Consider the following 25923-nt stretch of genomic DNA (forward strand, 5'->3'; position numbering starts at 1 on the left):
TTATTGCTTTAAGCAATGATTGCTGAAAGACAAGTAGCACACCATTGATTGTTTTGGTGCGATCGCGATCGCCATGATTGTTGTTTGAGATCACAGAGTAGGCTTCGATCTTGAGTTAGGTTATAGCAGCGATTGTAAAGATTAAGTAAAGCAACTATCAAGATTTAATAATGAATAACCTAACCATTCAACAATTCTGTCAGCTAGAAACTTTAAAAACTGACCTCAATCCCCTAATCAAGTCTAATTGCGAATACAACGAAGAAATTGAAGGTAATTTGTCTGTACTTAAATTAACGAATCCTGAAGGTGAAGTTATTCAAGAATTGATTGTAGTCCTGTGAAAAAGACAGAGAGAGAGGGAGACAGGGAGACGAGGAGCAATTTAATTTATCTAACCTCCCTACTCCATCTAGATAAAAGCATGCCTTTTTTCCCTACTACTTCGTTTCATTTCTTCCTCACAATAGCTACTAAAACCTTACTGTTAGTTAAGCTTCTGAGTTTTCTACCTCTGCCTCTGCTTATGCTTCAGGTTCCGGTTTAGACTCTGCCTTAGACTCTGGTGGTTGAGATTCGGGATTTCGCGCTTTCTCCCATCTCTCCTCTGCGTTTGCCATCACTTGCTCGATTTTTTCCAGGTTTTCCCCAGGATATTCTTCCAAAGCCTTAATAGAGAGAGACATTCTATTTTGATATTCATCGATTTGTTTGATGACGACTTTGATCTCTTGTCCCACTTCAAAAATGCGATCGAGGGACTCAATACGTGCGCCACTAATTTCCTTGATGTGTAACAAACCCGTTGCACCCTGAAGGTCGACAAATACTCCATAGGGCTTAATATTAACGATTTTGCCAGGCATTAATGCCCCTTGAACGATGTTATTCATCGCTACTGCACGCATAGCATCTCGTTGGGATAAGACCAGCTTACGATTCTCTTGGTTCACTTCTAGAAAAGTAGCCGTCAAAAGTTGTCCCACAAGAGAGTCTAAGTTATCGCGCTGCTGCAAATGCGATCGCGGTATAAATGCGCGCAAACCAGCAACTTCACCCGTTACACCACCTTTATTCGCCCCTGTAATCCTGATTTGAGTAGACTTACCAGTCTCAGCCATTTCTTTGATATCTGCCCAAGCTTCATCTAGTGCTAACTGACGTAAAGATAGAGTAACTTGCCCTTCAGAATCTTGTTCTCGAATAATTAAAAATTCTTTAATTTCCCCCGTGGGTAATATATTCTCTAGATTGTTAACAAAACCCAAAGCTGCTTCATTGGTAGGAACAAAACCAGGAGATTTACCACCAATATCAACATACGCTCCATCAGAGGTAATTTGAACTACCGTACCCTTAACTTTTTGCCCTTTAATGAATTCATAATCATATTTTTTTAGGGCGTTCTCAAAATCCTCCATCGAGAAGGTTTGAGCGGGATTAGGAGAGGGTGTAGAATCAGACATAGTAATGTGAGTAGTAAATGGTAACAGACAGAGCCAATCTAAAGTCAATTTTAGACTACTTTATTTGTTTATAGTTTTTGGCTAAACAAGTCTAGCACTTTTATCCAAGCATCTTTTGCTGCTGCTCGATCGTAGCTAGGACGACGATCGCACATAAATCCATGAGTAGCACCTTCATAACGGAAGATTTGGTGGGAAATATTGTGTTTTTGCAATTCTCTCTCTATTTCTTTTGTTTGTTCGTTGGGAATTAAAGGATCTTCCGTGCCAAAAAAAGCATAAAGTGTTCCTGTAATATCTTGAGTGCGGAAAATTGTGGGTTCTTCTTTTCCAGGACACCAAGTAGCGATTTGCGCGCCATAAAATGAGGCTGTAGCAGTAACATCTTTTAAGGTTGCTGCTAAATAAACTACATGACCGCCAAAACAAAAACCTATCGTCCTTACGCCCTCTTGCTTTACTTCTGGCAGACTGTAAAGATAATCGATGGTTGCTTGAATATCGCTCATTAATTCATCGGCTTGTGTTGCCACTTTATATTGACGACCGAGTTTTACATCATCTTCTCCATAGCCCACCTCAAACTCTGGTGCTTGACGCTGATAGATAGCAGGAGCGATCGCAATATACCCCTCTGCTGCTAATCTTTCTGTGATATTTCGAATATGTTCGTTAACCCCGAAGATCTCTTGAACAACAATAACTGCGCTATAAGTCCCAGGTGTTTCTGGCTTTGCTAAATAAGCATCTATTTCTAAATCTTGATTTTTAACTTTAACCCACATAATGGTCGTACACAGTTTAATTTAAATAGGCGAAATGATTGGCTCAGAAGTAAGAAGTAAGAAGTAAAAAAATTAACTGTTAGGTTACGCAAATATTCAATTTAATTGATTAATAAAGTTAACTTAATTATGTGCTTACCCAACCTACTCTTCTTTTTTTGTTCCTTAATCCCTCATTTCTCATGCCTTATAAAACTCCTTTTGAACTTGGAATCGTACCAGCACGTCGAGGATCTATTTCTGTAGCCATGCGCACAGCGCGAGCAAAAGCTTTAAAAGTTGCTTCAATAATATGGTGAGAATTAATCCCGTCTAATTGTCGGATATGAAGAGTCATCTGAGAATGATTGACCACCGCTACAAAAAATTCTCGCACTAGTTGAGTGTCATAAGTTCCAACTCTTTGAGTTGGTATATCTAAATTGTAACTAAGATGAGATCTACCCGAAAAATCTAGGGCTACCTGTACTAAAGATTCGTCTAGAGGAGCAACAAAATGACCAAAACGAACAATACCTTTGCGATCGCCTAAAGCCTCAGCTAATGCCATTCCTAGAGTAATTCCCACATCTTCATTAGTGTGGTGATCGTCAATTTCAATATCACCACTGGCTTTAACATTAAGATCGATTAAGCCGTGGGAAGAAATTTGATCTAGCATATGATCTAGAAAAGGAATACCCGTATCTGCATTACATTTTCCCGTACCATCAATATTTATTTCTACTGTGACATCGGTTTCTCCTGTTTTTCTGGTTACAGATGCAGTGCGGGATAAACTGAGAGGTAGATTGTTGCTTGAGGTTGCTGGGCGATCGCTTGTTTGCATTTTGACTCCTAAAATATATGACTTTGTTTAGCTAAAAAATCTTACATACCCATTATCTCGTATCCCGAATCAACATAAATTACTTGTCCTGTAATTCCGCTAGCAAGATCACTACAGAGAAAAGCAGCAGTGTTACCGACTTCTGTTTGAGTTACGGTACGACGTAGGGGAGCAGTTTCTTCTACGTGGCGAATCATATCGAGGATACCGCCTACAGCAGAGGATGCGAGGGTACGAATAGGCCCTGCGGAGATAGCATTAACTCGAATATTGTCTTGACCTAATTCGGCAGCCAAATAGCGCACGCTCATTTCTAAAGCAGATTTTGCCACTCCCATGACGTTGTAGTTGGGAATTACTTTCACCCCACCCAAATAGGAAAGGGTAACGATGCTCCCACCTTCTTTCATTAGAGGTTTGGCTCTAACTGCCAGACAGTTGAGAGAGTAGCTGCTAATATCTAAAGCTTTAGCAAAACCCGCTCTGGATGTAGCGGAAAAGTCTCCCGTCAAGTCTTCGCGATCGGCAAATGCCAGACAATGAACTAAAATATCTATCTTGCCCCATTTCTCTTCGATAGTGGCAAACATAGAATCTAATAACTCATCGTCTTGTACGTCGCAGGGAACGATTATACTAGGATTTAAAGGCTCGACTAATTCGGTGACTTTCTTTTTGAAACGCCCTTTCTCGTCGGGGAGATAATTAACGCCGATGTTTGCACCAGCTTTATGCAGTTGTTGGGCAATACCCCAAGCAATAGAACGATTGTTAGCTATTCCTGTAACGAAAGCATTCTTTCCAGTTAAATCTAGCACGGTCTTTTCTCAATTTTATTTCATTGCAATTATCTATCCTACAACTGCCTGGGAGTCTTAATTACTAAATAGTCAGAGGAAGGAAAAGAATTCTAGGTTGTAGTGTGAGAATATATAACTATCATAAGATAGTAAATCCATAACACAACACCTTCAGATTATATGGAAATCCCCTTAACACAGAATCAGCCCTTAGCATCAGTATTTCGCAAACTCGGTCGTGGTTCATTTCCTCCTATTGTGGAAGGATTTGAGCGCGGTAAAACTATTTTTTTTCCAGGAGATCCAGCAGAGAGAGTTTATTTTTTACTTAAGGGTGCAGTCAAATTATCTCGGGTATACGAAGCGGGAGAAGAAATTACCGTAGCTCTCTTGAGAGAAAATACTGTGTTTGGTGTGCTTTCTTTGATTACAGGACAAAAAAGCGATCGCTTTTATCATGCAGTAGCATTTACTCCCGTAGAGTTGTTATCTGCACCCATCGAACAAGTTGAAAAGGCTTTGCAAGAGAATCCCGAACTATCATTACTGATGTTGCGGGGTTTGTCTTCTCGGATTTTGCAAACCGAAATGATGATCGAAACTTTAGCCCATCGGGATATGGGTTCGCGTTTGGTTAGTTTTTTGTTGATTTTGTGTCGGGATTTTGGCTTACCCACCGAGGCGGGAATTAAAATCGATCTTAAACTATCTCACCAAGCGATCGCTGAAGCCATTGGTTCTACCCGAGTCACCGTAACTAGACTTTTGGGAGATTTGCGAGATAAAGAAATGGTTTCTATCCACAAGAAAAAAATTACCGTACACAATCCTGTCGCCCTGAGTCAACAATTTTCTTAGAATATTTCAGTAGCAACCCGATCGTCCATCAATTTTGTGACAAATTAATTGTCTTAATTGTCATCATTCCTTTATTTAATCATTTCTAATGACCACTGGTTATATTCTAATTGCAGTGATTTTTATTTTGGGCGGTATTATTGCAGCATTTGGCGATCGCTTGGGTACAAAAATTGGCAAAGCTCGGCTCAGATTGTTTAACCTCCGCCCGCGCCAAACAGCGATGATGATTACGGTAATTACGGGAATGTTAATTTCTGCACTTACCTTGGGGATATTGTTTAGCTTAAGCGAGTCTTTACGAAGAGGCATTTTTGAACTGGACGATATACTACAAGAACAACGTCGTATTCAAAAAGAGTTAGCCCAAGTTAAAAAACAAAAAACAGAAGTAGAAAAACAACTCGGTCGAGTCAAACAAGAGCAAAGCCAAGCTGTTAGTAATTTGGATGCAATCAATCTTGATTTTGAAGAATCGAAACAACAGCTAACTAAAATTTCGGCTCAAGCGGGAAAACTTAGACAAGAGTTAAATAATTTGTTGGTGCAAAGAAAAGAACAACTAGCCCAACTAAATCAACTAAAACAACAGAGTCAAGAATTACAAGCTCAATTGCAGCAACGAGAACAGCAAATTAGTCAACAAGATAAAATTTTGGCTGAAAAAGAAATTCGTCTTCAAGAGTTGGAAGAACAACAAGAAATATTACAGGCTCAAGTCCAAGAAAGAGATAAATCGATCGCCACCCTGGATAAAGCAATCTCCACGGCTGAAACTAGTATTCAGGTAAGAACTCGGCGACTAGAGCAGTTAGAATCTCAATTAAAATTTGTCGAACGTAATGTCGCAGCCTTAGAACAGTCTTATCAAGAATTAAGAGAGAAAAAAATTACAATTGTCAAAGGTCAAGTTTTATCTTCGGCGGTAGTGAGAATAATCGAACCTAATGCTGCTAAATCAGCGATCGATAGTTTGTTGCGTCAGGCGAATAGTAATGCTGTCAAAGCAACACAGTTTAGTGGTTCTAAATCTACCCAAGGAATTGTCAAAATCACCAGATCCCAAGTAGAGCAACTTATATCTCAGATTAAGGATGGTGAAGATTATGTGGTTAGAATTCTTTCGGCGGGGAATTATGTCCAAGGGGAAAAGCAAGTGCAGGTATTTGCCGATCTAGCCTTGAATAAACAAGTATTTCCTCAAGGAGAAGAAATTGCCACTGTTTCTATTGATTCTAAAAATGTAACTCGTAAAGAAGTACAGGAAAGATTGAATTGGTTGCTGGCTGTATCTAAATTTCGCGCCCAAAGAGCGGGAATATTGGGAGATATTGAAATAGGCGATAATAAAATAGAAAGTATTGTTGATTTTGTCAACAAAGTGACTCAATCGACAGAACCAGTCGGTGAAATTAAAGCAATTGTCACGGAAAATACTTTTACTGCTGGGCCTTTGAAGATTGATTTTGTGGTTATTCGCAACGGAGAAATTGTCTTTAGTACCTGAGTGATGAATACTATTCTTGGTTTAGATCCTGGACGAGATAAATGCGGTTTGGCGGTAATCAATGACAAGCAGGTGGTTTATCATCAAGTAGTTGATTCTGCTAAGGCGATCGCCATTATGGAGCAGCTATGTCAAGATTATGGTGTCGATCTTATTGTTATGGGAGATGGAACGACTTCTAAAGCATGGTACGAAAAAATTGAATCTCATTTAACTAAAGAAATTCCTGTCGTAACGGTTAACGAAAAGAATAGCACTCTAGAAGCTCGCGATCGCTATTGGCTGATCTATCCACCCCAGGGTTTGCAGCGTTTAATTCCTCAAGGATTGCGCGTACCTCCTCGCCCCGTGGATGATATTGTGGCTATTTTGTTGATCGAACGATACAGTAACTTAAAAAACTAAAATAAAGTTAATTAATATATTTCTGCATCTTTAAACTGCTTTATTTTTTGAGCATTAGCTGCTTCACCACAACTGCGAGGAGTGGGAAAAATCTTATCGGGATTGGCGAGTCCTTTTTTATTAAATGCGGTACGGATATATTGCATGGTTTCTAAATCGGTTTCGTTAAACATATAGGGCATATAGCAATTTTTGTCCGCACCAATACCATGTTCTCCCGACAAACTTCCCCCTGCATCTACACAGAGCTTGAGTATTTCTCCCCCAATTTCTTCTACTATTTCAAAAGCACCAGGAACGGCATTATCATAAAGAATCAAGGGATGAAGATTGCCATCTCCAGCATGAAACACATTGGCTATTTTATAGCCATAGCGATCGCTAAGGGCATTGATTTCGGTTAATATTTCGACAAGCTTGGTACGAGGAATTACTCCGTCTTGGACGAAATAGTCAGGACTCATATGTCCCGCAGCAGCAAAAGCAGCTTTTCTTCCCTGCCAAAGTTTGGCGCGAGTATCAATATCGTTAGCGGTAGTAATCCCTGTCGCATTATTCTGGTGACAAATAGCTTTAACTCTTTGTTTATAAGTTTCTACTTCTACCTGCAAACCATCCAATTCTACTAATAATACTGCTTGTGCGTCCCGAGAATAACAACCAGTAGCGGTAATATCTTCTACGGCATTAATACTTAGGTTGTCCATAATTTCCATTCCCGCAGGAATAATACCCGCACTGATAATATCTGCTACGGCTGCACCAGAATCTTCTACTGTGGGGAAATTTGCCAACACAACACAGACTGATTCGGGGCGTTTGAGGATACGCAATGTCACTTCCGTAGCGATGCCTAAAGTGCCTTCTGAGCCGACAAATAAACCAGTTAGATCATATCCAGGCATTTCTGGGACAACTCCACCAACATCGATAATTGAGCCATCAGCAGTAACTATTTTCAAACCCAAGACGTGATTAGTAGTTACGCCATATTTGAGACAATGGACTCCTCCAGAATTTTCTGCTACATTCCCTCCAATGGAACAAATAATCTGACTCGATGGATCGGGTGCATAATAAAATCCCGCGCCACTAACGGCTTGAGTTACCCAATTATTAATCACTCCTGGCTGAACGGTGATACAGTGGTTATCTAGATCTCGATCTAAAATGCGATTCATGCGAGCAGTGACGATCAACACCCCATCTTCTCTGGGTAATGCTCCTCCAGACAAACCAGTCCCCGCCCCCCTAGCTACCCAAGGTAAATCGTTATCGTGACAAATTTTGACTGTTGCTGCTACTTCTTCTGTGGTGCGAGGTAATACTACTAAAGCAGGACGTTGACGGTAGCTAGCCAAACCATCGCATTCATAGGTTAACAGTTCTTCTTTGCGACGTATTATTCCATCTTTACCAATTATTGCTTCTAGTTGTTGGATGATTGGCTGCCATTTATCTTTAGTGCCTGAAAAAAGTTTGCTGAAAACCATTTAAAATGATAGTTATATTTTTTATTTATATTTATATCTTGATGATATCTGATTGAGTATTAATTGGTTTATTTTGATTGTTATTCAATATTGAGTCGAATTTGTAATGCCCCAAAAAATAAGAGCGATCGCCATATCTTTAGTTAGCGGTATTTTAATGGGGTTAGCTCCCGCACCATTTAATGCTTGGTATTTTGCTTGGTTTGCTCTTGCTCCTTTATGGATATTAATTAGACAGCAAAAGTTTACTAAACAAATAGCTCTACTCGCTCTTAGTTGGGGTATTGGTTATGATGGTTTGGCTTTATCTTGGATTACGGGAGTTCATCCCCTGACTTGGATGGGTGTTCCTTGGTTAGCCAGTTTATTGATTGCTATTTTTTGTTGGATTTTTATTACTTTATGGGGGACAGGAATTGTTGTTTTTTGGGGCATTATAATTGGATTTATCAATCAAAGAATTAGCAAGAAGAATTTATCTGATAATTTGTTTTTAGTTTTGATTGCCACAGCCTTATGGTGTGGATTGGAAACATTATGGAGTCACACACCGTTATGGTGGCCAGCGATCGCCTATACTCAAAGTCCTCATAATTTAGCGATCTTGCAGCTAAATAAACTATCAGGAGTTAACACTGTCACGGCTATAATAGTTGCGGTAAATTGTTTACTGGGAGAAGCTTTTTTATATTGGCACAATAGTAATAATTTTAAAAACAAATTTATACTTTTAAGCTCTCCTTTGACAATTATAATTATTAGTCATCTCGGCGGTTATTACTTATATCAAATACCAGTATCTCAGGACGATCTACAACCACTTAAAATTGGTATTGTTCAAGGTAATATTGCTAATGAAATCAAGCTATTTTCTAGAGGATGGCGTAAAGCGATCGCGGGTTATACTTCGGGTTATCAAAGATTAGCCAAACAGGGAGTTGATGTGGTTTTAACTCCTGAAACTGCCCTACCTTTTTATTGGCAAGATATTTTAGATAATTCTAGTTTTTATCAAGCAGTAATTAAGGAAAAAGTACCCGCCTGGGTGGGGGCGAATGGTAGAAAAGCCAAAAGCTATACCAATAGTATTTTTACTTTGATGGGTGAGGGAAAAACCTACAGTCGCTATGATAAGTATAAACTAGTTCCTTTGGGGGAATATATACCCTTTGAATCTATTTTAGGCAAACTAATAGATCGTCTCTCTCCCTTAGATGCCCATTTAGCAGCAGGAAAATCGAATCAAATATTCGATACTCCTTTTGGGAAAGCAATTATTGCTATCTGCTACGAGTCGGCTTTTCCCCAACATTTCTTACGTCAAGCAAAAGCAGGGGGGGAGTTTATCATTACCGCATCGAATAATGCCCATTATAGTACGACTATGCCCGCCCAACATCATGCCCTGGATGTCATGCGAGCCATAGAAAGCGATCGCTGGGCAGCTAGAGCAACTAATACAGGTTATAGCGCGATTGTCGATCCTCATGGTAATACTCTTTGGATTTCCGAAATAGATCGGTATGCAATTCATGCACATACTATTTATCGTCGCCAAAATAAAACTCTTTATGTGCGTTGGGGAGACTGGCTGACTCCTTGTTTAATTTTATTTAGTTTATTTAGCGGAATATTTTTTTGGGTACGGCAAATTGATAGATTAAATTAAGATTGCTAAATCTAGATCGCGATCGCACTACCAACACCAGGGGCGAAGTTATGGTAAGGCAAATTATTTTTTATTTTTTAGTCTTACTATATTTTTTAATGGAATCAAAAATTAATCAAAAAATTGTTATTCGTCGTGCCAAACCCGAAGATAAATATGCAATAGTGAATATTCAATATAATGCTTTAAAAGTTCTGGCTGCTAAAGATTATAATCCCCGACAATTAAATGCACTATTAAGAAGTAAAAGTATTCCTAGAAAATCTCCCGAAACTATTTTTATTGCCGAGATAGATCGCCAACCTGTGGGCTTTGCTTCTTTATTGCATCCTCTCAATACTATTGGAGCGATGTTTGTCGATCCTAAATTCGCCCGAAAACAGATTGGAACACAACTGCTACAGAGAATAGAAGCAGAAGCTATGGAACAGAGAATACCTATTTTGTGGGTATATTCTTCTTTGACTGGCTATAGTTTTTATAAAGCAAATGGCTATAAAAATATTCGTAAAACTGTTTTACCTCTTTATTCAACTTATATTCCCTGCATGCAGATGAAAAAGAGGCTTTCTCCCATTACTAAAGATGAGATTTTAAGAGAAATTTCTCAATTATTAGCAGTGTTGATTTTAGCGATTATCATAATATTTTTTTTTTCTACCTTGTTAGCTTTTTTATCTTTGGCAATTCCTTAACAGATAAAACTTTAGGGTCTAACATTAACGGTATAAGACAACTCAAAAGGAGAAAAACTAGCATTATCTTTAGCCGTACCAGTTATCTTCAGTTCATAAGCTCCTGGATTAGGAAAAACAATTTCTGCTCCTGGTATTTCTTGATATTTCTCCACATTAATTGCTGATAATTTTGGCTGCAATATTGGTTCAGCATCATCCCCAGGGGGTACGGCATAAATATTAAGCAAACAATTACATTCAGACAAAGGAATAGTTTGACCCCCGCGACGAGTCAAGGCAAACCAAGCCTGGGTTTTTTTCCCTGCTTGAGGATTATGATTGGGTGTAATGTGAAATGTCGCTGCTACTTCATTGGATATTTCTACATTGTGAGCGATCGCAGGTATGGATATTAAAGTTGATAATATTATTAAACTTGAAGCTTTAAACATAGTTGGATCTGCTTTACTCGACCGTTACGGTAATCGTTTCGGACATAACAGGGTTATCGTGGGGGACGTGAGCATAATTGCCCAAAACTAATTGTAGTGTATGCTCTCCTGGGGTCAAAGTAAGCTCGGTTTCGGTTTGTGCTTTACCAAAGTGGCGAATTTGTTCTGTAGCTGGTAAAGATGTGGTGGGATCGAATTCTGGTCGATCAATTAACAAATGATGATGTCCTGTATTATCTTGATCGACACCAGCAGGAGCAAGATCCATCCCTGACAAACCAAACTTGACTGTAAATGTTTCGGGTAAAGTTTTGCCATCAGCGGGTTCGATAATATAGGCTCGTGCATTACTAGGAGCATGGGAAACTAAATCTTGAGCCAAAACAGGGGGAGCAATTAAAAACAAAAAGGCGCAGATTACGCCAGTTACTAAAGCTTTAAATTTCATATTCAATTTTATTTTATTGGATTTACTTAATAAATATTTATATTAATCATATTACAGCCATCCCTTCAAGCGATAAATAAATGTACCGATATATTCTTTGAGTATTTGGGTAGTGCGATCAAGACTTTCTGGATTGGGAAAAAGACTGATGATTCTAGATTGCGCGCTGGTTTTACTTTCAATTAAATTGCGATCGCTGACTAAAAAATCGGCTGGTGCGGGAATAGCATCGATACCCTGTTTCTTAAAGATTGCCATAGATCGGGGCATATGGGCAGCAGAGGTGACGAGCAGGATCTTTTTGAGATTTCTGCGGTCTAAAATTTCTTTGCTATAGAGGGCATTTTCATAGGTGGTGAGCGATCGCGATTCTAACAACATCGCGTCCCGAGGAACGCCCATAATCTCCATAATTGTTGCCATACTTTCTGCTTCTGATGATTCTCCCCCGTACCATTCAATACGCCCCCCCGTAAGCAAAATATAGGGTGCTGCACCGTCTTTATAGAGTTTGACACCGTATAAAAGGCGATCGCCGCGTTCGCTCATGTCGGGCATAATACGAGGAGATTCATCATTCCTGGTAGCCCCACCCAAAACAACAATAGCGTCTGCTTGGGGTGTTTTTTCTTGGGGTAAATATTGTCTTTCTAAAGATGTGACTAAACTGTTGCTAAATTGAACGTTACTAGCTGTCATTAAAACGATAAATGCTAATAACACAGGAATAAAAGTCCAGCGCGATCGTTTAAAGCAAAACCACAACGCAACTAATAATAGGATGCAAGAAAATCCCAAAGGATAAATGAATAAAGGCAGTAATTTAGATAGAAATAAGAAGCTCATTGATATATTTCGTATGAATTTTTAGTGGTTAGTATGAATCAAATAAGGCTTTCTTTGACTATATTCAAAAGATCGCATCGATCGCAGGGACGAAAGGTAAACTCGGTGGTAAATTTATTTGGATGAGATAGAGAAAAATGTAATTTTGCATTTATTTAGGGATAATCGCCACCTTTGATTGAGATAATATCCTATAGATAAAAAAAATTTTAGGAGTTGTTTGTTCATGCGTTTAACCGTACCCATGAATATGATGGAATTTTTTCGCAAGAGTGAGGGTAAATGGTACACCGAACGTAGCGTTCATCACTTTGATATAGTAGCTGATGAATCGGGAGAATCTAACTTAATTGTTAAAGTTATCGAGCCAAATGACCCCAGAGTGAAAGAAGTCTGCGCAATACAAGGAATAGATCCGACACGAGCAACGGGTGGCGGTAGCTTTAGTTGGCAAGATAATTTAGAAGAAAAAGAACCCAACCCTAATTATGCAGCTATTCTGATTGATATTCCCGACGATCAAACGGGACGTAGTGGTAAACTGATTCGCAATAAAGGCTATGTTGATGGTTTGCCTACAATCAGTCGATATTGGTTTGGAGAAGACGGCATTTTGACGATTAATACGGATTATGACAATAACCAAGGACAAGAACGTTGTTGGTTTTTAACCGATGACTTTAGGGTTAGGGTTAGTACCGTACAAATGCTCAATGGTGTTAGCTTAATGGCTTATTGTTCCGAACGTCGTTGTGTTTCTCCTGAAAGTATCAAAAAAATGGCTCAAGCACATCAAAATTGATAGTATACTGTTCATTCTAAAGAACTACTAATAATTGGGATTGTAACAGTAAAAGTAGTACCAACATTTAATTCGCTTTCAACAGATATAGTACCCTGATGAAATTCAACGTATTCTTTGGCGATCGCCAGTCCTAAACCAGTTCCCTGATAGCTTTGGGAGTTACGACCACGATAAAAGGAATCGAATAATTGGGGGATATCTTCAGCAGGAATGCCAATACCGCGATCGCGTATCCTAAAGATTAGTTCTGAAGTTTGAGAGCTTATTTCAAAATCGATCTCGCTATTTGATGGAGAATATTTGCAAGCATTAGTGAGTAAGTTTGTCATGACGTGGCTTAAAAGTTTACCGTCTAAGCTGAATTTTTCTTGTTGCCCCTGATAGATAAAGTTAATTGTTTGTTTATTATTAAAGGCGGTTTGAATTTCGCCAATCAAACCGCGACAAAATATTTCTAAATTTAATGGTTGGGGATTGAATTGAAGTTTATCTAGATCTTTTTGAGTAACGATCAACACATTATCAATGAGATTGGTCATTTTGGTGACGTTACGTCGTAATTGACTTAATACTTCTGTTTTTTTGTCTGGATTTAATTTGTCACCATAAGTCTCTAAAATTTGCGCCATGCCTGAAATGCTATTGAGGGGATTACGTAATTCGTGGGAGACTGTAGAAACGAAGCTAGATTTTATTTTATTCAATTTTTTTTCCTTAATCAGATTTTGATTTAATTCTTTTTGTGCTGCTTGGAGTTGTAGGGAATAAGAGCGCGATCGCAATAATACTCGAATTTTAGTTTGCAATTCCACTTTTTCGATGGGAAGATAGATGATATCGTCGATTAGTGGTTCTAAATGGTCTGTAGAGATGCCAATATCTTGGATAGTAGTCAGAAAAACAAAGGGTAAAAATGTTGGGATGGCTGTCTCTCTTCTCGCCAACATTTTTTCGCGCAAATGATGAATAGCAGTGTAGTCAATAAAACATAAATCGAACTCTTGAGTTAGCATTTGCTCGCCAACCAGATTAAAATCTTCCCCAGCCCTAGGAACAAGTACTTGATAGTATTGTTCCAAAGATTGAGCTAACAATTGTCGATTCTGTTGGTGTTCTACTAACAAAAGTATTTTGCGATCGTTCATTTTTTATTGCTGATTGTTAATGGAAGTAGGAATCCCACTTAAAATTCCTCTTAGCTGAGTCAAAGGTTCTCCTACCTTGATACCGTATTTAGTAATCTCAAATTCCCGCAAGGTACGCTCAAAGTCTGATACTCTTTTTTTCAGTACGCCAATCGCTTTACACAATTCTCCATTTATTTCTAAATAACGCAGAAAAATTAAATTGTCTGCCAAATAAGATAAACCTACTTCCGTGACGTTAAACTCTCCTCCTGCAATGATATGGGTTTCGTTAACTAAAATTACCGTTACCCCCATATTCTTAAGATACTGACAGAGGGAATGTAGCTGGCGAATTAAATTTTCCCCATCCATAGATAATTTATAGCCAGAAGTACTATCGATCATGACTATTTTGACCTGGTTTTGCTCTACTTCTTGACGAACCAAATGGGCGAATTGATTGGGAGTATATTTTAATGGTTCGATATTTACTATGGAAAGAGTTCCGCGATCGATCATGGCATGAACGGGAATATTGACCGCAGAACAACGTTTGAGGATAGTATCTTCAGCTTCTTCAAAAGCATATAATATCGAACGTTCGCCCCTCCCCGCAGCTTCTTTCATAAACTGGATACCAAAGGTAGATTTACCTACTCCTGATGGACCACTGAGAATAGTTGTCGTCCCCCTTTCGATACCGCCATTAAGTAATTCATCAATTTCTGGAATACCCGCCGAAATAACTTCGAAAGGCACGTTACGTTGATAAGCTTCGGGAATAAGAGTCGGAAAAACGGACATTCCGCGATCGCCCAACTTCAGATCGTGATGACCCTTGGCAAAACCAGAACCCCGAAATTTATTAACTCGAAGGCAGCGTTTATTAATATTACTATGCAACTCGATTACTCCATCACTCATAAACTGGAGATCGTCGTCGGGATTGCGATCGCTACCTTCGGAGGTAAATAGAAGAGTGATATCGCGATCGATTACAAAGCGGAGAAAAGACTGTACTTGTTTGCGAAACTCAAAAGTGTCCGATGCTAAGAAACGAAATTGAGTTATGGCATCGAGAAAAACACGTTTCGGTTGAACTTGTTCAACCGCTTCAATAAGTTTTTTGGTAACGGGAGCTTTTTCCACTTCTGAAGGAGAAAAAATATCGTATCTGCGATCTTCGGTAAAAAAATCTTCTCCAGTACTCAAGTCGAGGAATTCCACCTTCTCTAAATTGATACCAATCAATTTGGCGTTACGACGTAGCCTGGCTTCTGATTCGCCGAAGCTGATAAACAAACTACTCTCTTGCTGATCTATTCCGCAGTCGAGGAAATGGAACCCCAATATGGTTTTACCACTACCTGGTTGACCTTTGATTAAATAAGCTTGATTTTCGATCAATCCTCCAGACAAAATACTATCTAAACCAGAAATACCCGTTGAGATGCGATGGATTGTCATTGAAATACTTCAAAAAAACAGAATAGATGAGTTTATTGGGTTAAATTATCTTATTACAAGATCTAGGTTAACGGGAAATCGTACTTTTTGAAGATAACTAGGGAAACTCTTAAGATCGTCTCTAATTACCTTGAAATTCTTTCAAGATACTTAGTCTAATTTTTGAGAACTATGTTATATTTCCTTAGACTGATTTTGTAGTCTATTAAAACTTCAGATCTAATTTTCAATAGCATTAAACGGGACAAATTATATATCCTATATAAGATAAAGATTTAGTTATCATTCAGGGTCTGCTTTTAGGTAACTAACAGTTCACCATTAGACCTTGACAAAACTGACAGAGAAAATACCTAACAAATAGTACTCTAAGTAACCCAAGAATCTATGACTGCACAAGCACCAGCAAAAGAAAAACAAAATATTCAAGATTATAAAGTAGCGGATATTTCCTTAGCAGAATGGGGACGCAAAGAAATCTCGATTGCTGAAGGTGAAATGCCCGCATTAATGGCAATCCGTAATAAATACAGCCAAAGCAAGCCTTTAAACGGCGCAAAAATTATCGGCTGTATTCACATGACCATTCAAACAGCAGTTTTGATCGAAACCCTAATTGAATTGGGTGCTGAAGTACGCTGGTCTTCTTGTAATATTTTCTCTACCCAAGATCATGCTGCTGCTGCGATCGCTGCTGCGGGTATTCCCGTATATGCTTGGAAAGGAGAAACAGAAGAAGAATATATTTGGTGTATCGAACAAACTTGCCACAACCCAGAGGGCGATCTTTGGGATGCCAACATGATTCTTGACGATGGTGGTGACTTGACTGGTCATATCCATGAGAAATATCCTCAAATGCTCAACAACATTCACGGTGTTACTGAAGAAACTACCACTGGGGTTCACCGCCTTTGGGAAATGCTCGAAAATGGCGAACTAAAAGTACCTGCGGTTAACGTTAACGATGCGGTAACGAAAACTAAAAACGATAATAAATATGGTTGTCGCCACAGTCTCAACGATGCGATTAAACGTGGTTTGGATCACCTAATGGCTGGGAAAAAAGCTCTTGTCATTGGTTATGGTGATGTGGGTAAAGGATCTGTTGCTTCCCTGCAACAAGAGGGCATGATCGTTAAGGTAGCTGAAGTAGATCCTATCTGTGCCATGCAAGCTTGTATGGATGGTTTTGAAGTAGTATCTCCCTTCATTAATGGTGTCAATGATGGCACGATGAACAGTATCAACAAAGACCTCTTGGGTTCTTTAGATATGGTGGTAACTGCTACTGGTAACTACAATGTCTGTAACTCTAATATGCTATCTGCACTCAAAAAAGGCGCGGTAGTCTGTAATATCGGTCACTTCGATAACGAAATCGATACTGCATTCATGCGTAAGGAATGGCGTTGGGAAGAAGTCAAACCCCAAGTACACCAAGTCTATCGCAGTAACGATCCTCAAGATTTCTTACTTCTATTATCCGAAGGGCGTTTGGTTAACTTAGGTAATGCTACAGGACACCCTTCTAGAATTATGGATGGTTCTTTTGCTAACCAAGTATTAGCACAAATGTTCTTATACGAACGCAAGTTTGCCAATAAGTCGGATGCAGAAAAATCCAATGCAATTACTGTAGAAGTGCTACCCAAGCATCTTGATGAAGAAGTAGCTCGCTATATGGTTGCTGGATTCGATGGTGTAATTACTCAATTAACAGCCGAACAAGCCAAGTACATCAACGTACCTATCAATGGTCCTTTCAAAACTGACGCTTATAAGTATTAAAAAGCTCTAAGCTTTAAAAATCGATTAAGCATTTTAAAAAGGTGGGCATTTGCTCACCTTTTCCTTTATTGTTATTTATTAATCTATTGATATTGTTTTAAGAAAAATCAAAATTAATTACAACATGGCTAAACTCTCTGTGGAACTGAATCGTTATTTTTTTCAAGAGGAAAGAGCGGAAAAAGTAACTTTATCAGACATTCTCAATTTAACTGGAGAAAGAGTATTTGGCTTTTTACTAGCAGTTTTATCCTTACCTTCTGCTTTACCTATTCCAGCCCCTGGTTACTCGATTCCTTTTGGTATTGCGATGTTTTTTTTGGCAATACAGCTAGTTGTTGGACGCGATCGCCCTTGGTTTCCCGATAAATTGCTTCAAGGTTCGATGAAACTGGAAACAGTCCAGAAATTCCTCAAAATGGGTCTTCCTTGGGTAAAAAGAATTGAAAAGATTACCAAACCTCGCCTAGCTTATCTTTGCACCAGTATTCCAGGTAAAATTATCCTGGGTTGCGCGATCGCTTTAATGTCGATTTCCATGATGATTCCCATCCCTGGGACAAATACTCTACCGGCAATGGGCATTTTTGTCACTGCTTTTGGTTTACTCGAAGATGATGGATTAATCTGTATTATAGGCTTGTTTGTTTGTTCTTTAGGACTAGCCCTAACTACATCTATCTTAGTTTTTGGTGCAGTAGCCGTAGAAAAGTTTATCAATTTGATTAAGGGATATGTCGGCGTATAAATTTTGATGGTTAAATTTATTTCAAAAAAACCGTAAAGCCGACAGGGGGTACGGAGAGAGAGGGATTCGAACCCTCGAACGAGTTGCCCCGTTACAGCATTTCCAGTGCTGCGCCTTCGACCACTCGGCCATCTCTCCAGGCAAGGTTACGATTTACCATTATACATGGAAGATCGACCGTGTCAAAGTTTTGCGCAATTCTTTTTTGCTGTAGACTACGAATGAGACCATTGGATAAATCACACAAATTTAAACAAGCGTAGAATTCTTAAATTAATTTTATAATTAACATTATGAGCCAAACCTATACTGTTAAAGTTCGCGATCGCGCCTCTGGTAGAGAACACATCGTAGAAGTACCTAAAGATAGATACATTTTGCAGACTGCCGAACAGCAAGATGCTAAGTTACCTTTTTTGTGTCGCAATGGTGCTTGTACTAGTTGTGCGGTAAAAGTTATCTCAGGCGAACTAGAACAGCCAGAAGCCATGGGACTTTCTCCTAAACTTAAAGAACAAGGTTATGCTTTACTTTGCGTCAGCTATCCGCGATCGGATCTGGAAGTAGAAACCCAAGATGAGGATGAAGTTTACATGATGCAGTTTGGTCGTTATTTTGCCAGAGGTAAAGTTAGATTTGGCTTACCCTTGGATGAAGAATGAGATTGAACACTACATGTATTATATGCATACTATATTTCTGAAAGATAGCTGGTCAATTAATGAGAATTCTACTTATAGACGATGATGAACAGCTAATGGAAGTTGTGGCAAGCAAACTCATCGAACAGCTTTATGCTGTGGACATTGCCAACAACGGCGAAATGGGCTGGGAATTCGTTTTGCTGTTTGATTTCGATTTAGTGGTTCTCGATTGGATGTTGCCAGATATTGATGGAATCGAGCTTTGTCAACAAATTAGAGCGAAAGGCTACACTATGCCAATTATGCTCTTGACTGCCCGCGATAGCCAGAATGACAAAGTATTAGCCTTAGACTCTGGTGCAGATGATTATGTAGTCAAACCTTTCGATTTTGACGAACTAACTGCCAGAATACGAGTATTATTGCGCCGTGAAATCAACGTATCTTCACCGATTTTAGAATGGCAGGATTTGAGCCTCGATCCCAAAGTTCATGAAGTGAGGTATCAAAAACAGCTTTTACCTCTAACTCCCAAAGAGTACGGCATGATTGAACTATTCATGCGCCATCCCCAACAGGTTTTTAGTCCAGGGGCAATCATTAATAATCTATGGGCAGGAGAAGATCCTCCAGGGGAAGAAGCTGTTAGAACCCATATTAAAGGTTTGCGTCAGAAGCTTAAGACTGTGGGGATGGCGAAAGATACGATTAAAACGGTTTATGGTGTAGGTTATCGTCTCAAGTCTGATGATGATGTTAAGCAGAAGGATAAATCACTATCTACACCTAACCAAGAGCAAGACAAACAAACAACTATTACTAAAATTTGGTCGAAGTTCAAAGAGCAAGCATTCCAAAGACTAGCAGATTTGGAAAATTTTGCGGTGGCAGCGGTAGAAAATAGCCAAACGAGTGAATTATATCAACAAGCTAAAAGTTCTGCCCACAAACTTGCAGGTTCTTTAGGGTGTTTCGGCTTTCCTGAAGGTTCAAGAATTGCTAAGCAAGTCGAACAGCTATTAGTACCTAGTCCCATCGCTAAAGTTGACCTAAAAGAGCTAGTCAGACTTATTGCTTCTCTCAATGCTGAATTACAACATCAGCCCTTTGAAGAAACTGTTGAAAATGCCTTAAGCAAAAATATTTCTTTATTAATTATCGATCGCAATCATGATGAAAGTCTAGATCGACAATTGATCGTAGAAGCTAATAATAATGGCATGAAAACCTATATTGCTAACGATCTAACTGAAGCTAAAACCATACTGACACAAGAATCAATCGATGCTCTGCTGCACAAAATAGTTTTTCCTGACGGCGAAGACTTAGAATTTCTCCAACAGCTACACCAACGCCAAGCAAACATACCCGTTGTCGCGATCGCCCAATCTTCCCAATTACTAGATCGCTTGAACTTTGTTCAAAAAGGAGGAAGTTTATTTCTACCAAATTCAGTCGAACCCATTGCTGCCATCACAGCGGTATCCGAATTACTAGAAAATTTGGGTAATGCTGCTAAAGTCCTAATCATCGATGACGATCCTCAAGTGCTGTTGTCCTTAGAAATGTCTCTCGAACCCTGGGGTTTTGAGATAACTACTTTAGATAAATCGACTCAGTTTTGGGAAGTTCTCGAAAGTGTAGGGCCAGATATTTTGATCCTAGACATCGATATGCCCGATCTTAACGGTATCGAACTCTGTCAGATCTTAAGAAGCGATCGCTACTGGCAACATCTACCAGTTATGTTCCTAAGTGTCCACCAAGACCAACAAACTCAGAATAGAGCTTTCAACATAGGTGCAGATGATTATGTTTGCAAGCCTGTAACTGGCTCAGTATTAGCTAATCGTATTCTCAATCGCTTGAAACGCAGCAAGCAATAAGGTCAAGAACTACCAACCGTATCGATCATCACAAATTCCTCAAGTTTCTAGCCTATTTTAAAACTATAGCTAGATAAATAGCTTTCAGAATCAATTCCCTTGAGGAGACGAGATAATATGCAAGTTCCCCTACAAATTACTTTCCACAATCTTCCTCATTCAGAAGCGATCGCCTCCAGAATCGAGCAGCAGTTTGATAAACTTTGCCATTTCTGCGATCGCATTGTTAATTGTCAAGTGGTAGTAGAAATTCCTCATCAGCATTGTCATAAAGGAAATTCGTATCACATCAGAATTAACCTCACTTTGCCTGGAGAAAAATTGGTAATTGACCGAAATAATTCAAATAGCTTCAATAACAATGCCTATGTTGTCATTCGCGATGCTTTTAATGCTGCACAGCGAAAACTAAAGCAGTATAGGGAACTTCAGAAGATCTGAAAATTTTCTCAACATTGAATAGTTAATTTCTGCTGAAGATGTTAGTAACAAAGTACTTCAGCAGAAATATTATTCGTAGGAGAGTTAGAATTAAGTTATGTAAAAAAGACGATCAACAGTCATAAAAAATTGGGAAATATTAGCCAAGAAGAGACAGAAAGATTCTTTAATCTGACCAATAATATACAGTGCATTGCGGGATTAGATGGTTATTTTAAGCGTGTCAATCCTGCTTTTACTAGAATTCTAGACTTTTCTGCTGAGGAACTATTAGCGGAACCATTTATTAATTTTGTTCATCCCGAAGATCGCGCAGCTACTGTTGCCGAAGTAAATAAATTAACTCAAGGCAAAACTACATTTTCTTTTGAAAATCGCTATCGTACCAAAAATGACGAGTATCGTTGGCTGTTGTGGACGGCAGAAGCCGATCTAGATGAAGGACTAATTTATGCAGCAGGACAAGATATTAGCGAACAGCAGGCTGCACTTCGCGAACGCAAACAAGCAAAAATTCAGCTTCAGCAAGAACGAGATTTCTCTGAGGCGGTAATTAATACCGTCGGGGCATTAGTAGCGGTGTTGGATCGCCAAGGAGCAATAGTTAGCTTCAATCATACCTGCGAAAGGGTAACAGGTTATAGCTTTACTGAAGTTATGGGCAAAAAAGTTTGGGAGTTTTTAATTCCGACGGTCGAAAAGGCAGTAGTTAAAGCCGTATTTGAAAAATCACTTACAGGACAGTTTCATAATCAATATGAAAACTATTGGCTGGCAAAAGATGGTAGCAAGCATTTAATTGCCTGGTCGAATACCGCTTTGCTAGATCGAGAGGGAAAGATAGAATTTATTATTGCTACGGGGATTGACGTTACCGAACAGCGAAGAGTATGGAACAAGCTGGAATTTCAATATCGGCAAACTAAACTATTAACCGAAATTACCGACAAAATTCGGATATCGATCGCTATAAACGATATTTTGCAAACTACGGTTACTGAGGTGCAACAACTTCTAGCTTGCGATCGCGTTTTGATCGTCGAAATTAATTCTCACAATACTGTTATTCCTATTAGTGAGGCAATTTTACCCGATTTGACACCTATGCTAGGTTATCAAATTGCCGATCCTTTATTAACGGGGGAACATTTAGCCAGATATCATCAGGGAAAAGTGCTGGCGATCGATAATTTGGCTAATGCCTCAATCAATCCAGATATTAAGCAGCTTTTACAACAGTTTCAGGTTCGAGCAAAATTAGTCGTGCCGATTCTAGCTCAAGGTGAACTCAAGGGATTGTTAATCGCCCATCAGTGCCATAGTCCGCGACAGTGGCAAGATAATGAAATTAAACTTTTAAACCAAATAGGCGATCGCTTGGGTGTAGCATTATCTCAAGCTCAACTGTTTGACTATACCGAAAAGCTAGTATTAGAACGTACAAAAGAGTTAACTAGTATCAACGCACTATTGGAGTCGGAAATTACCGAACGCAAGCAAACAGAGCGAGATCTAATCGAAAATCAGTCAAAACTTGCGGGCATTCTCGATAATGCTGGCGAAGCAATTATTACCATCAACGAACAACAGCAGATTCAGCTATTTAATCGGAGTGCAGAAAAGGTTTTTGGTTATCAAGCTGAAGAAATAATCGGACAGCCCCTAGATATTCTCTTACCTACAATATTTCGTCAGGTGCATCGAAACCATGTCAATCAATTTGGCAAGGCGCAAGAACAGTCTCGTACGATGGCAGAGCGCAATAGTAATGTTTTGGGTCGTCGTAAAGATGGTCGTGAATTTCCTGCTGAAGCATCTGTGGCAAAACAACAAACTAGATCGGGAATGTTATTTACGGTTATGCTTAAAGACATTAGCGATCGCCAACAAACCCAAGAGAAACTAGAAACTTCTAAAGCCCTGCTGGCAAAGGCGGAAAAAATCGCCAAAATCGGCAGTTGGGAATACGACCACGAAATTAATGAAAGACGCTGGTCAGAACAGCTGTTTAATATTTTGGGTTTTGATAGTAGCCAGCCCATACCTTCTTGCCAAGAAATTCTAGCATTGGTTCATCCCGACGATCTTCGTCTAGTTAAAAATACCCTGCGTGCAGGTCACGGACAGGGCGAACCTTGGGAAATTGCCTATCGATTGCTCTACCCCAATGGCAAGCTTAAGTATCTAGAAAGTAGAGGCGAACCAACCCTCGACTCCGAGGGAAAAATCCTCAGGGTTCTTGAGACCATTATGGACGTGAGCGATCGCATTCAAGCTGAAAAATCTTTGCATCGGAGTGAAGAACAGTTAAAGTTGATTACCGATGCCCTGCCAGTATTAATTGCCTATATAGACGACCAACAATGTTATCGCTACACCAATCGCACCTATGAAACCTGGTACGGCAAACCTCGTTCCAGTTTGACTGGGATTCATGTCAAAGAATTAGTTGGTCCAGAAAACTATCAAAAAATGCTGCCTTACATTGAAACGGCTTTGGCTGGTAAAAACGTCACGTTTGAAAGTCAGCCTGTAGCTGAAAATGGTAGTTCCTACTGGATGAGTGCGACTTATATTCCCGATATCGGTGTTGATGGGCAGGTCAAAGGGTTCTTTTCGATGGTGGATGATATCACCGATCGCAAGACCGTAGATCGGATGAAAAGCGAATTTATTTCTATTGCTAGCCACGAAATGCGAACGCCTTTAACTTCAATTCACGGCGTAGTTAAATTACTCTGTGCGGGTCGCTTGGGGGAACTTACCAAACAGGGAAAAGTGTTGGCAGATATGGCATTAAGAAATAGCGATCGCCTGACAAACCTCGTCAGCGATATTCTCGACTTGGAACGTATGGAGTCGGGCAGAGATGAGATTAATAAAACTACTTGCGATAGTGCCAATTTAATCCAGCAGGCAATAGACACCGTATCTTCCATGGCAAAAGAACAAGAAATCACCTTGAAAACAAACTCTGATTCGATTGAATTTCAGGGAGATTGCGATCGTCTGACTCAAACCTTGACTAATCTCTTGAGCAACGCGATTAAGTTTTCCTCTAGCGATAGTACGGTTATGGTTTCATCTCAATTACAGGGAGACAATATCCTATTCTCAGTTCGAGATAAAGGTAGAGGTATTCCTACAGATAAACTCGAAACTATCTTTGAACGTTTTCAACAGGTAGATGCTTCTGATGCTCGTAAAAAAGGTGGTACGGGCTTAGGTTTGGCTATCTGTCGCCATATTGTCGAACAACATGAAGGCAAAATTTGGGTAGAAAGTGTCTATGGGGAAGGGAGTACTTTCTGTTTTTCTTTACCTATCTTCTAATTTCTAATTTCTAATTTCCCGAATACTGTAGTATTAAGCTTAGAAATAATAAACCATCACAGGATAATTATATTTGATGGGTATGATTCTATAATCTGTCAGTTGTGAGCGAGATGAAAATAAAACGTATTTTATTTATTGATGATGAAGATGACATCAAGACTCTGGCGCAGTTTTGCCTAGAATCTGAAGCTGGCTGGTTAATGATAAGTGCTTCTAGTGGTAAAGAGGGAATTGCGATCGCCGAACAAGAAAAACCCGATGCCATCCTCTTAGATGCGATGATGCCCGACCTTGATGGTATTCAAACTATAGCCAAATTAAAGAGTAACCCCACAACCAAGAATATCCCCACTATTTTTATTACTGCCAAAGCCCAAGCAAGCGATCGTCGTCGTTTCTATAATGCAGGAGCAAAAGGAGTAATCAACAAACCCTTCGATGCTCTTACCCTCGCCAGTCAAATCTCTGGCTTCCTCGGCTGGCAATAACCATTTAACGCCTCAAAACCCGCCACATTATCTAATAATTCCTTTGTAATATGTAATTTGACGCTCTTGATTAAACTGAGTATTGAGTTCATTTGGGCGATCGCCAATTTTCCCCCCAACATTTAAAAACAGATTTTAGATCTCTTGCTGTAGTTATTTTTTGTTTAAATTCTTCAATAGTTGTTATACATCTTGACCAAAAATAATAAATATTTTTGAGGTTTTGTGCAGAATCCTCACAGATTCTTCAGATTTAAAAACTATCATTTAAACAGAACGGCAGAGAAATATTACAAGAAAATATTAACTGTGACGATCTACAGATAGACTAATTAGTTTTGAAGAGAATTAGAGACATTCAATATTTTTGATAAAAACTTGGTTTAAATAATTATGAATACCTCAATTCCTTGTCCTTGCTGCTCAACTCCTTTATTACATCATTTTAGCGACCGTAGAGAATACTGGTTCTGCCGTCACTGCTGGCAAGAAATGCCAATTGTCGACCGCGATTTACACCAGGCGAAGCGGAAAGTCGGTAATGCGATCGATCTTTCAAATAGTATTTTGGTTTCAAATTAGACATTGCTTGCAAGTTACATTTTAAATACTTCAATAAAACTAAAAAAAATCAAACAATGCCCAACACAGTTTCCCAACCTCAAATCGATCTACCAAGAAAGAATAAAAGCGTTTTAAATTCTATGCTTACCGAAAGATTTAGATATTCAAATGTATATCGGAATAAAAAATGTCCAAAAATATTTGATAGTTTATCCGAATTTGAACAAAGGCAATTGCTAAAAAATCTTAAAGCAGAATATTCGTTAATTCTCTGACAAAGATAAGTACTTAGGCAAAATTAATTACATATTCGTGACCAAAATTATCCAGCACTTGTTTTAGATATTCAATTAGACTATTCTGACTACTATAAGCAGGGTAATCGCATCAA

At 39.1% G+C, this 25923-nt stretch carries 26 protein-coding genes and 1 tRNA gene; 15 read left to right on the forward strand and 12 right to left on the reverse strand.

Annotated elements, in window-relative coordinates; all coding sequences use genetic code 11:
• Nucleotides 1-8 precede the first annotated feature (8 nt).
• Nucleotides 9-161 carry a hypothetical protein gene (locus I4641_RS06795; protein WP_229639722.1) on the reverse strand — a complete coding sequence of 51 codons (153 nt, stop codon included), beginning with the start codon at nucleotides 159-161 and terminating at the stop codon, nucleotides 9-11.
• Nucleotides 162-170: 9 nt separating this feature from the next.
• Here I4641_RS06795 and I4641_RS06800 point away from each other — a divergent pair, with 9 nt between their 5' ends.
• Entirely contained in the window at nucleotides 171-344 is a 174-nt protein-coding gene (locus I4641_RS06800; protein ID WP_229639723.1) for a hypothetical protein, read from the forward strand.
• 180 nt (nucleotides 345-524) lie between these two features.
• On the opposite strand, the gene I4641_RS06805 is transcribed toward I4641_RS06800, so the two are convergent.
• From I4641_RS06805 to fabI, 4 genes are all read right to left on the reverse strand, one after another.
• Nucleotides 525-1466: a S1 RNA-binding domain-containing protein gene (locus tag I4641_RS06805; protein ID WP_229639724.1), complete on the reverse strand. Its 942-nt coding sequence runs from the start codon at nucleotides 1464-1466 to the stop codon at nucleotides 525-527.
• Between the two features lie 68 nt (nucleotides 1467-1534).
• Entirely contained in the window at nucleotides 1535-2251 is a 717-nt protein-coding gene (locus I4641_RS06810; RefSeq protein ID WP_229639725.1) for a dienelactone hydrolase family protein, read from the reverse strand.
• Nucleotides 2252-2438: 187 nt separating this feature from the next.
• Nucleotides 2439-3080 (reverse strand): imidazoleglycerol-phosphate dehydratase HisB, encoded by a 642-nt coding sequence (gene hisB / locus I4641_RS06815; RefSeq protein WP_229639726.1) that lies wholly within the window; start codon nucleotides 3078-3080, stop codon nucleotides 2439-2441.
• A 41-nt stretch (nucleotides 3081-3121) separates the two neighbouring features.
• On the reverse strand, nucleotides 3122-3898 hold the full coding sequence (gene fabI, locus I4641_RS06820; protein WP_229639727.1) for an enoyl-ACP reductase FabI: 777 nt from the start codon (nucleotides 3896-3898) through the stop codon (nucleotides 3122-3124).
• Nucleotides 3899-4060: 162 nt separating this feature from the next.
• Between fabI and ntcA the strand changes: the two genes are divergently transcribed.
• From ntcA to I4641_RS06835, 3 genes are all read left to right on the forward strand, one after another.
• The gene (gene ntcA, locus I4641_RS06825) at nucleotides 4061-4738 is read left to right on the forward strand and encodes a global nitrogen regulator NtcA (protein WP_263858159.1); all 678 of its coding nucleotides are present in this window, start codon (nucleotides 4061-4063) and stop codon (nucleotides 4736-4738) included.
• Nucleotides 4739-4826: 88 nt separating this feature from the next.
• Nucleotides 4827-6245 (forward strand): DUF3084 domain-containing protein, encoded by a 1419-nt coding sequence (locus I4641_RS06830; protein ID WP_229639728.1) that lies wholly within the window; start codon nucleotides 4827-4829, stop codon nucleotides 6243-6245.
• A gap of 3 nt (nucleotides 6246-6248) precedes the next feature.
• Nucleotides 6249-6650, forward strand: a complete 402-nt coding sequence (locus I4641_RS06835; protein WP_229639729.1) for a pre-16S rRNA-processing nuclease YqgF — start codon at nucleotides 6249-6251, stop codon at nucleotides 6648-6650.
• A gap of 11 nt (nucleotides 6651-6661) precedes the next feature.
• Here the strand turns inward: I4641_RS06835 and glcD are convergent, their stop codons facing one another.
• Complete coding sequence (gene glcD, locus I4641_RS06840; protein WP_229639730.1) at nucleotides 6662-8143, reverse strand: glycolate oxidase subunit GlcD; 1482 nt, start codon at nucleotides 8141-8143, stop codon at nucleotides 6662-6664.
• 106 nt (nucleotides 8144-8249) lie between these two features.
• Between glcD and lnt the strand changes: the two genes are divergently transcribed.
• Together lnt and I4641_RS06850 are read left to right on the forward strand one after the other, a co-directional pair.
• On the forward strand, nucleotides 8250-9812 hold the full coding sequence (gene lnt / locus I4641_RS06845; protein ID WP_229639731.1) for an apolipoprotein N-acyltransferase: 1563 nt from the start codon (nucleotides 8250-8252) through the stop codon (nucleotides 9810-9812).
• A gap of 2 nt (nucleotides 9813-9814) precedes the next feature.
• A complete protein-coding gene (locus I4641_RS06850; protein WP_229639732.1) occupies nucleotides 9815-10507 on the forward strand; it encodes a GNAT family N-acetyltransferase in 693 nt (230 codons plus the stop codon).
• Between the two features lie 11 nt (nucleotides 10508-10518).
• Here the strand turns inward: I4641_RS06850 and I4641_RS06855 are convergent, their stop codons facing one another.
• From I4641_RS06855 to I4641_RS06865, 3 genes are read right to left on the reverse strand one after another with little or no spacing between them, the layout of a single operon-like run.
• Nucleotides 10519-10941: a hypothetical protein gene (locus I4641_RS06855; protein WP_229639733.1), complete on the reverse strand. Its 423-nt coding sequence runs from the start codon at nucleotides 10939-10941 to the stop codon at nucleotides 10519-10521.
• A 13-nt stretch (nucleotides 10942-10954) separates the two neighbouring features.
• Complete coding sequence (locus I4641_RS06860; RefSeq protein WP_229639734.1) at nucleotides 10955-11389, reverse strand: DUF4399 domain-containing protein; 435 nt, start codon at nucleotides 11387-11389, stop codon at nucleotides 10955-10957.
• A gap of 51 nt (nucleotides 11390-11440) precedes the next feature.
• Entirely contained in the window at nucleotides 11441-12235 is a 795-nt protein-coding gene (locus tag I4641_RS06865) for a YdcF family protein (RefSeq protein ID WP_229639735.1), read from the reverse strand.
• Between the two features lie 226 nt (nucleotides 12236-12461).
• Between I4641_RS06865 and I4641_RS06870 the strand changes: the two genes are divergently transcribed.
• Complete coding sequence (locus I4641_RS06870) at nucleotides 12462-13037, forward strand: phycobiliprotein lyase (RefSeq protein WP_229639736.1); 576 nt, start codon at nucleotides 12462-12464, stop codon at nucleotides 13035-13037.
• Between the two features lie 11 nt (nucleotides 13038-13048).
• Here the strand turns inward: I4641_RS06870 and I4641_RS06875 are convergent, their stop codons facing one another.
• Entirely contained in the window at nucleotides 13049-14185 is a 1137-nt protein-coding gene (locus tag I4641_RS06875; protein WP_229639737.1) for an ATP-binding response regulator, read from the reverse strand.
• Between the two features lie 3 nt (nucleotides 14186-14188).
• Nucleotides 14189-15634 (reverse strand): ATPase domain-containing protein, encoded by a 1446-nt coding sequence (locus I4641_RS06880; protein WP_229639738.1) that lies wholly within the window; start codon nucleotides 15632-15634, stop codon nucleotides 14189-14191.
• 387 nt (nucleotides 15635-16021) lie between these two features.
• Between I4641_RS06880 and ahcY the strand changes: the two genes are divergently transcribed.
• Nucleotides 16022-17425 carry an adenosylhomocysteinase gene (gene ahcY / locus I4641_RS06885; protein ID WP_229639739.1) on the forward strand — a complete coding sequence of 468 codons (1404 nt, stop codon included), beginning with the start codon at nucleotides 16022-16024 and terminating at the stop codon, nucleotides 17423-17425.
• A gap of 124 nt (nucleotides 17426-17549) precedes the next feature.
• Complete coding sequence (locus I4641_RS06890) at nucleotides 17550-18173, forward strand: exopolysaccharide biosynthesis protein (protein WP_229639740.1); 624 nt, start codon at nucleotides 17550-17552, stop codon at nucleotides 18171-18173.
• Between the two features lie 51 nt (nucleotides 18174-18224).
• Here I4641_RS06890 and I4641_RS06895 read toward each other — a convergent pair.
• Nucleotides 18225-18311: transfer RNA gene (locus I4641_RS06895), tRNA-Ser, on the reverse strand.
• Nucleotides 18312-18466: 155 nt separating this feature from the next.
• Here I4641_RS06895 and I4641_RS06900 point away from each other — a divergent pair.
• The 6 genes from I4641_RS06900 to I4641_RS06925 all read left to right on the forward strand — a co-directional run bounded on the left by I4641_RS06900 (nucleotide 18467) and on the right by I4641_RS06925 (nucleotide 25550).
• On the forward strand, nucleotides 18467-18835 hold the full coding sequence (locus tag I4641_RS06900; RefSeq protein ID WP_229639741.1) for a 2Fe-2S iron-sulfur cluster-binding protein: 369 nt from the start codon (nucleotides 18467-18469) through the stop codon (nucleotides 18833-18835).
• Nucleotides 18836-18894: 59 nt separating this feature from the next.
• Nucleotides 18895-20703 (forward strand): response regulator, encoded by a 1809-nt coding sequence (locus I4641_RS06905; RefSeq protein WP_229639742.1) that lies wholly within the window; start codon nucleotides 18895-18897, stop codon nucleotides 20701-20703.
• Nucleotides 20704-20820: 117 nt separating this feature from the next.
• Nucleotides 20821-21144 (forward strand): HPF/RaiA family ribosome-associated protein, encoded by a 324-nt coding sequence (locus I4641_RS06910; protein WP_229639743.1) that lies wholly within the window; start codon nucleotides 20821-20823, stop codon nucleotides 21142-21144.
• Nucleotides 21145-21273: 129 nt separating this feature from the next.
• Nucleotides 21274-24477 carry a PAS domain S-box protein gene (locus I4641_RS06915; RefSeq protein ID WP_229639744.1) on the forward strand — a complete coding sequence of 1068 codons (3204 nt, stop codon included), beginning with the start codon at nucleotides 21274-21276 and terminating at the stop codon, nucleotides 24475-24477.
• Between the two features lie 113 nt (nucleotides 24478-24590).
• Entirely contained in the window at nucleotides 24591-24968 is a 378-nt protein-coding gene (locus I4641_RS06920) for a response regulator (RefSeq protein WP_229639745.1), read from the forward strand.
• 393 nt (nucleotides 24969-25361) lie between these two features.
• A complete protein-coding gene (locus I4641_RS06925) occupies nucleotides 25362-25550 on the forward strand; it encodes a hypothetical protein (RefSeq protein ID WP_229639746.1) in 189 nt (62 codons plus the stop codon).
• The last annotated feature ends 373 nt before the right edge of the window (nucleotides 25551-25923 follow it).

The sequence above is a fragment of the Waterburya agarophytonicola KI4 genome (assembly GCF_020640915.1).
In the GTDB taxonomy this organism is placed as follows: Bacteria; Cyanobacteriota; Cyanobacteriia; order Cyanobacteriales; family Xenococcaceae; genus Waterburya; species Waterburya agarophytonicola.

Coding starts and splice junctions, on each gene's coding strand:
- I4641_RS06800 (WP_229639723.1), top strand. CDS start 171: ATGAATAACCTAACCATTCAACAATTCTGTCAGCTAGAAACTTTAAAA.
- I4641_RS06805 (WP_229639724.1), bottom strand. CDS start 1,466: ATGTCTGATTCTACACCCTCTCCTAATCCCGCTCAAACCTTCTCGATG.
- I4641_RS06810 (WP_229639725.1), bottom strand. CDS start 2,251: ATGTGGGTTAAAGTTAAAAATCAAGATTTAGAAATAGATGCTTATTTA.
- hisB (WP_229639726.1), bottom strand. CDS start 3,080: ATGCAAACAAGCGATCGCCCAGCAACCTCAAGCAACAATCTACCTCTC.
- ntcA (WP_263858159.1), top strand. CDS start 4,061: ATGGAAATCCCCTTAACACAGAATCAGCCCTTAGCATCAGTATTTCGC.
- I4641_RS06830 (WP_229639728.1), top strand. CDS start 4,827: ATGACCACTGGTTATATTCTAATTGCAGTGATTTTTATTTTGGGCGGT.
- I4641_RS06835 (WP_229639729.1), top strand. CDS start 6,249: ATGAATACTATTCTTGGTTTAGATCCTGGACGAGATAAATGCGGTTTG.
- glcD (WP_229639730.1), bottom strand. CDS start 8,143: ATGGTTTTCAGCAAACTTTTTTCAGGCACTAAAGATAAATGGCAGCCA.
- lnt (WP_229639731.1), top strand. CDS start 8,250: ATGCCCCAAAAAATAAGAGCGATCGCCATATCTTTAGTTAGCGGTATT.
- I4641_RS06855 (WP_229639733.1), bottom strand. CDS start 10,941: ATGTTTAAAGCTTCAAGTTTAATAATATTATCAACTTTAATATCCATA.
- I4641_RS06860 (WP_229639734.1), bottom strand. CDS start 11,389: ATGAAATTTAAAGCTTTAGTAACTGGCGTAATCTGCGCCTTTTTGTTT.
- I4641_RS06865 (WP_229639735.1), bottom strand. CDS start 12,235: ATGAGCTTCTTATTTCTATCTAAATTACTGCCTTTATTCATTTATCCT.
- I4641_RS06870 (WP_229639736.1), top strand. CDS start 12,462: ATGCGTTTAACCGTACCCATGAATATGATGGAATTTTTTCGCAAGAGT.
- I4641_RS06875 (WP_229639737.1), bottom strand. CDS start 14,185: ATGAACGATCGCAAAATACTTTTGTTAGTAGAACACCAACAGAATCGA.
- I4641_RS06880 (WP_229639738.1), bottom strand. CDS start 15,634: ATGACAATCCATCGCATCTCAACGGGTATTTCTGGTTTAGATAGTATT.
- ahcY (WP_229639739.1), top strand. CDS start 16,022: ATGACTGCACAAGCACCAGCAAAAGAAAAACAAAATATTCAAGATTAT.
- I4641_RS06890 (WP_229639740.1), top strand. CDS start 17,550: ATGGCTAAACTCTCTGTGGAACTGAATCGTTATTTTTTTCAAGAGGAA.
- I4641_RS06900 (WP_229639741.1), top strand. CDS start 18,467: ATGAGCCAAACCTATACTGTTAAAGTTCGCGATCGCGCCTCTGGTAGA.
- I4641_RS06905 (WP_229639742.1), top strand. CDS start 18,895: ATGAGAATTCTACTTATAGACGATGATGAACAGCTAATGGAAGTTGTG.
- I4641_RS06910 (WP_229639743.1), top strand. CDS start 20,821: ATGCAAGTTCCCCTACAAATTACTTTCCACAATCTTCCTCATTCAGAA.
- I4641_RS06920 (WP_229639745.1), top strand. CDS start 24,591: ATGAAAATAAAACGTATTTTATTTATTGATGATGAAGATGACATCAAG.
- I4641_RS06925 (WP_229639746.1), top strand. CDS start 25,362: ATGAATACCTCAATTCCTTGTCCTTGCTGCTCAACTCCTTTATTACAT.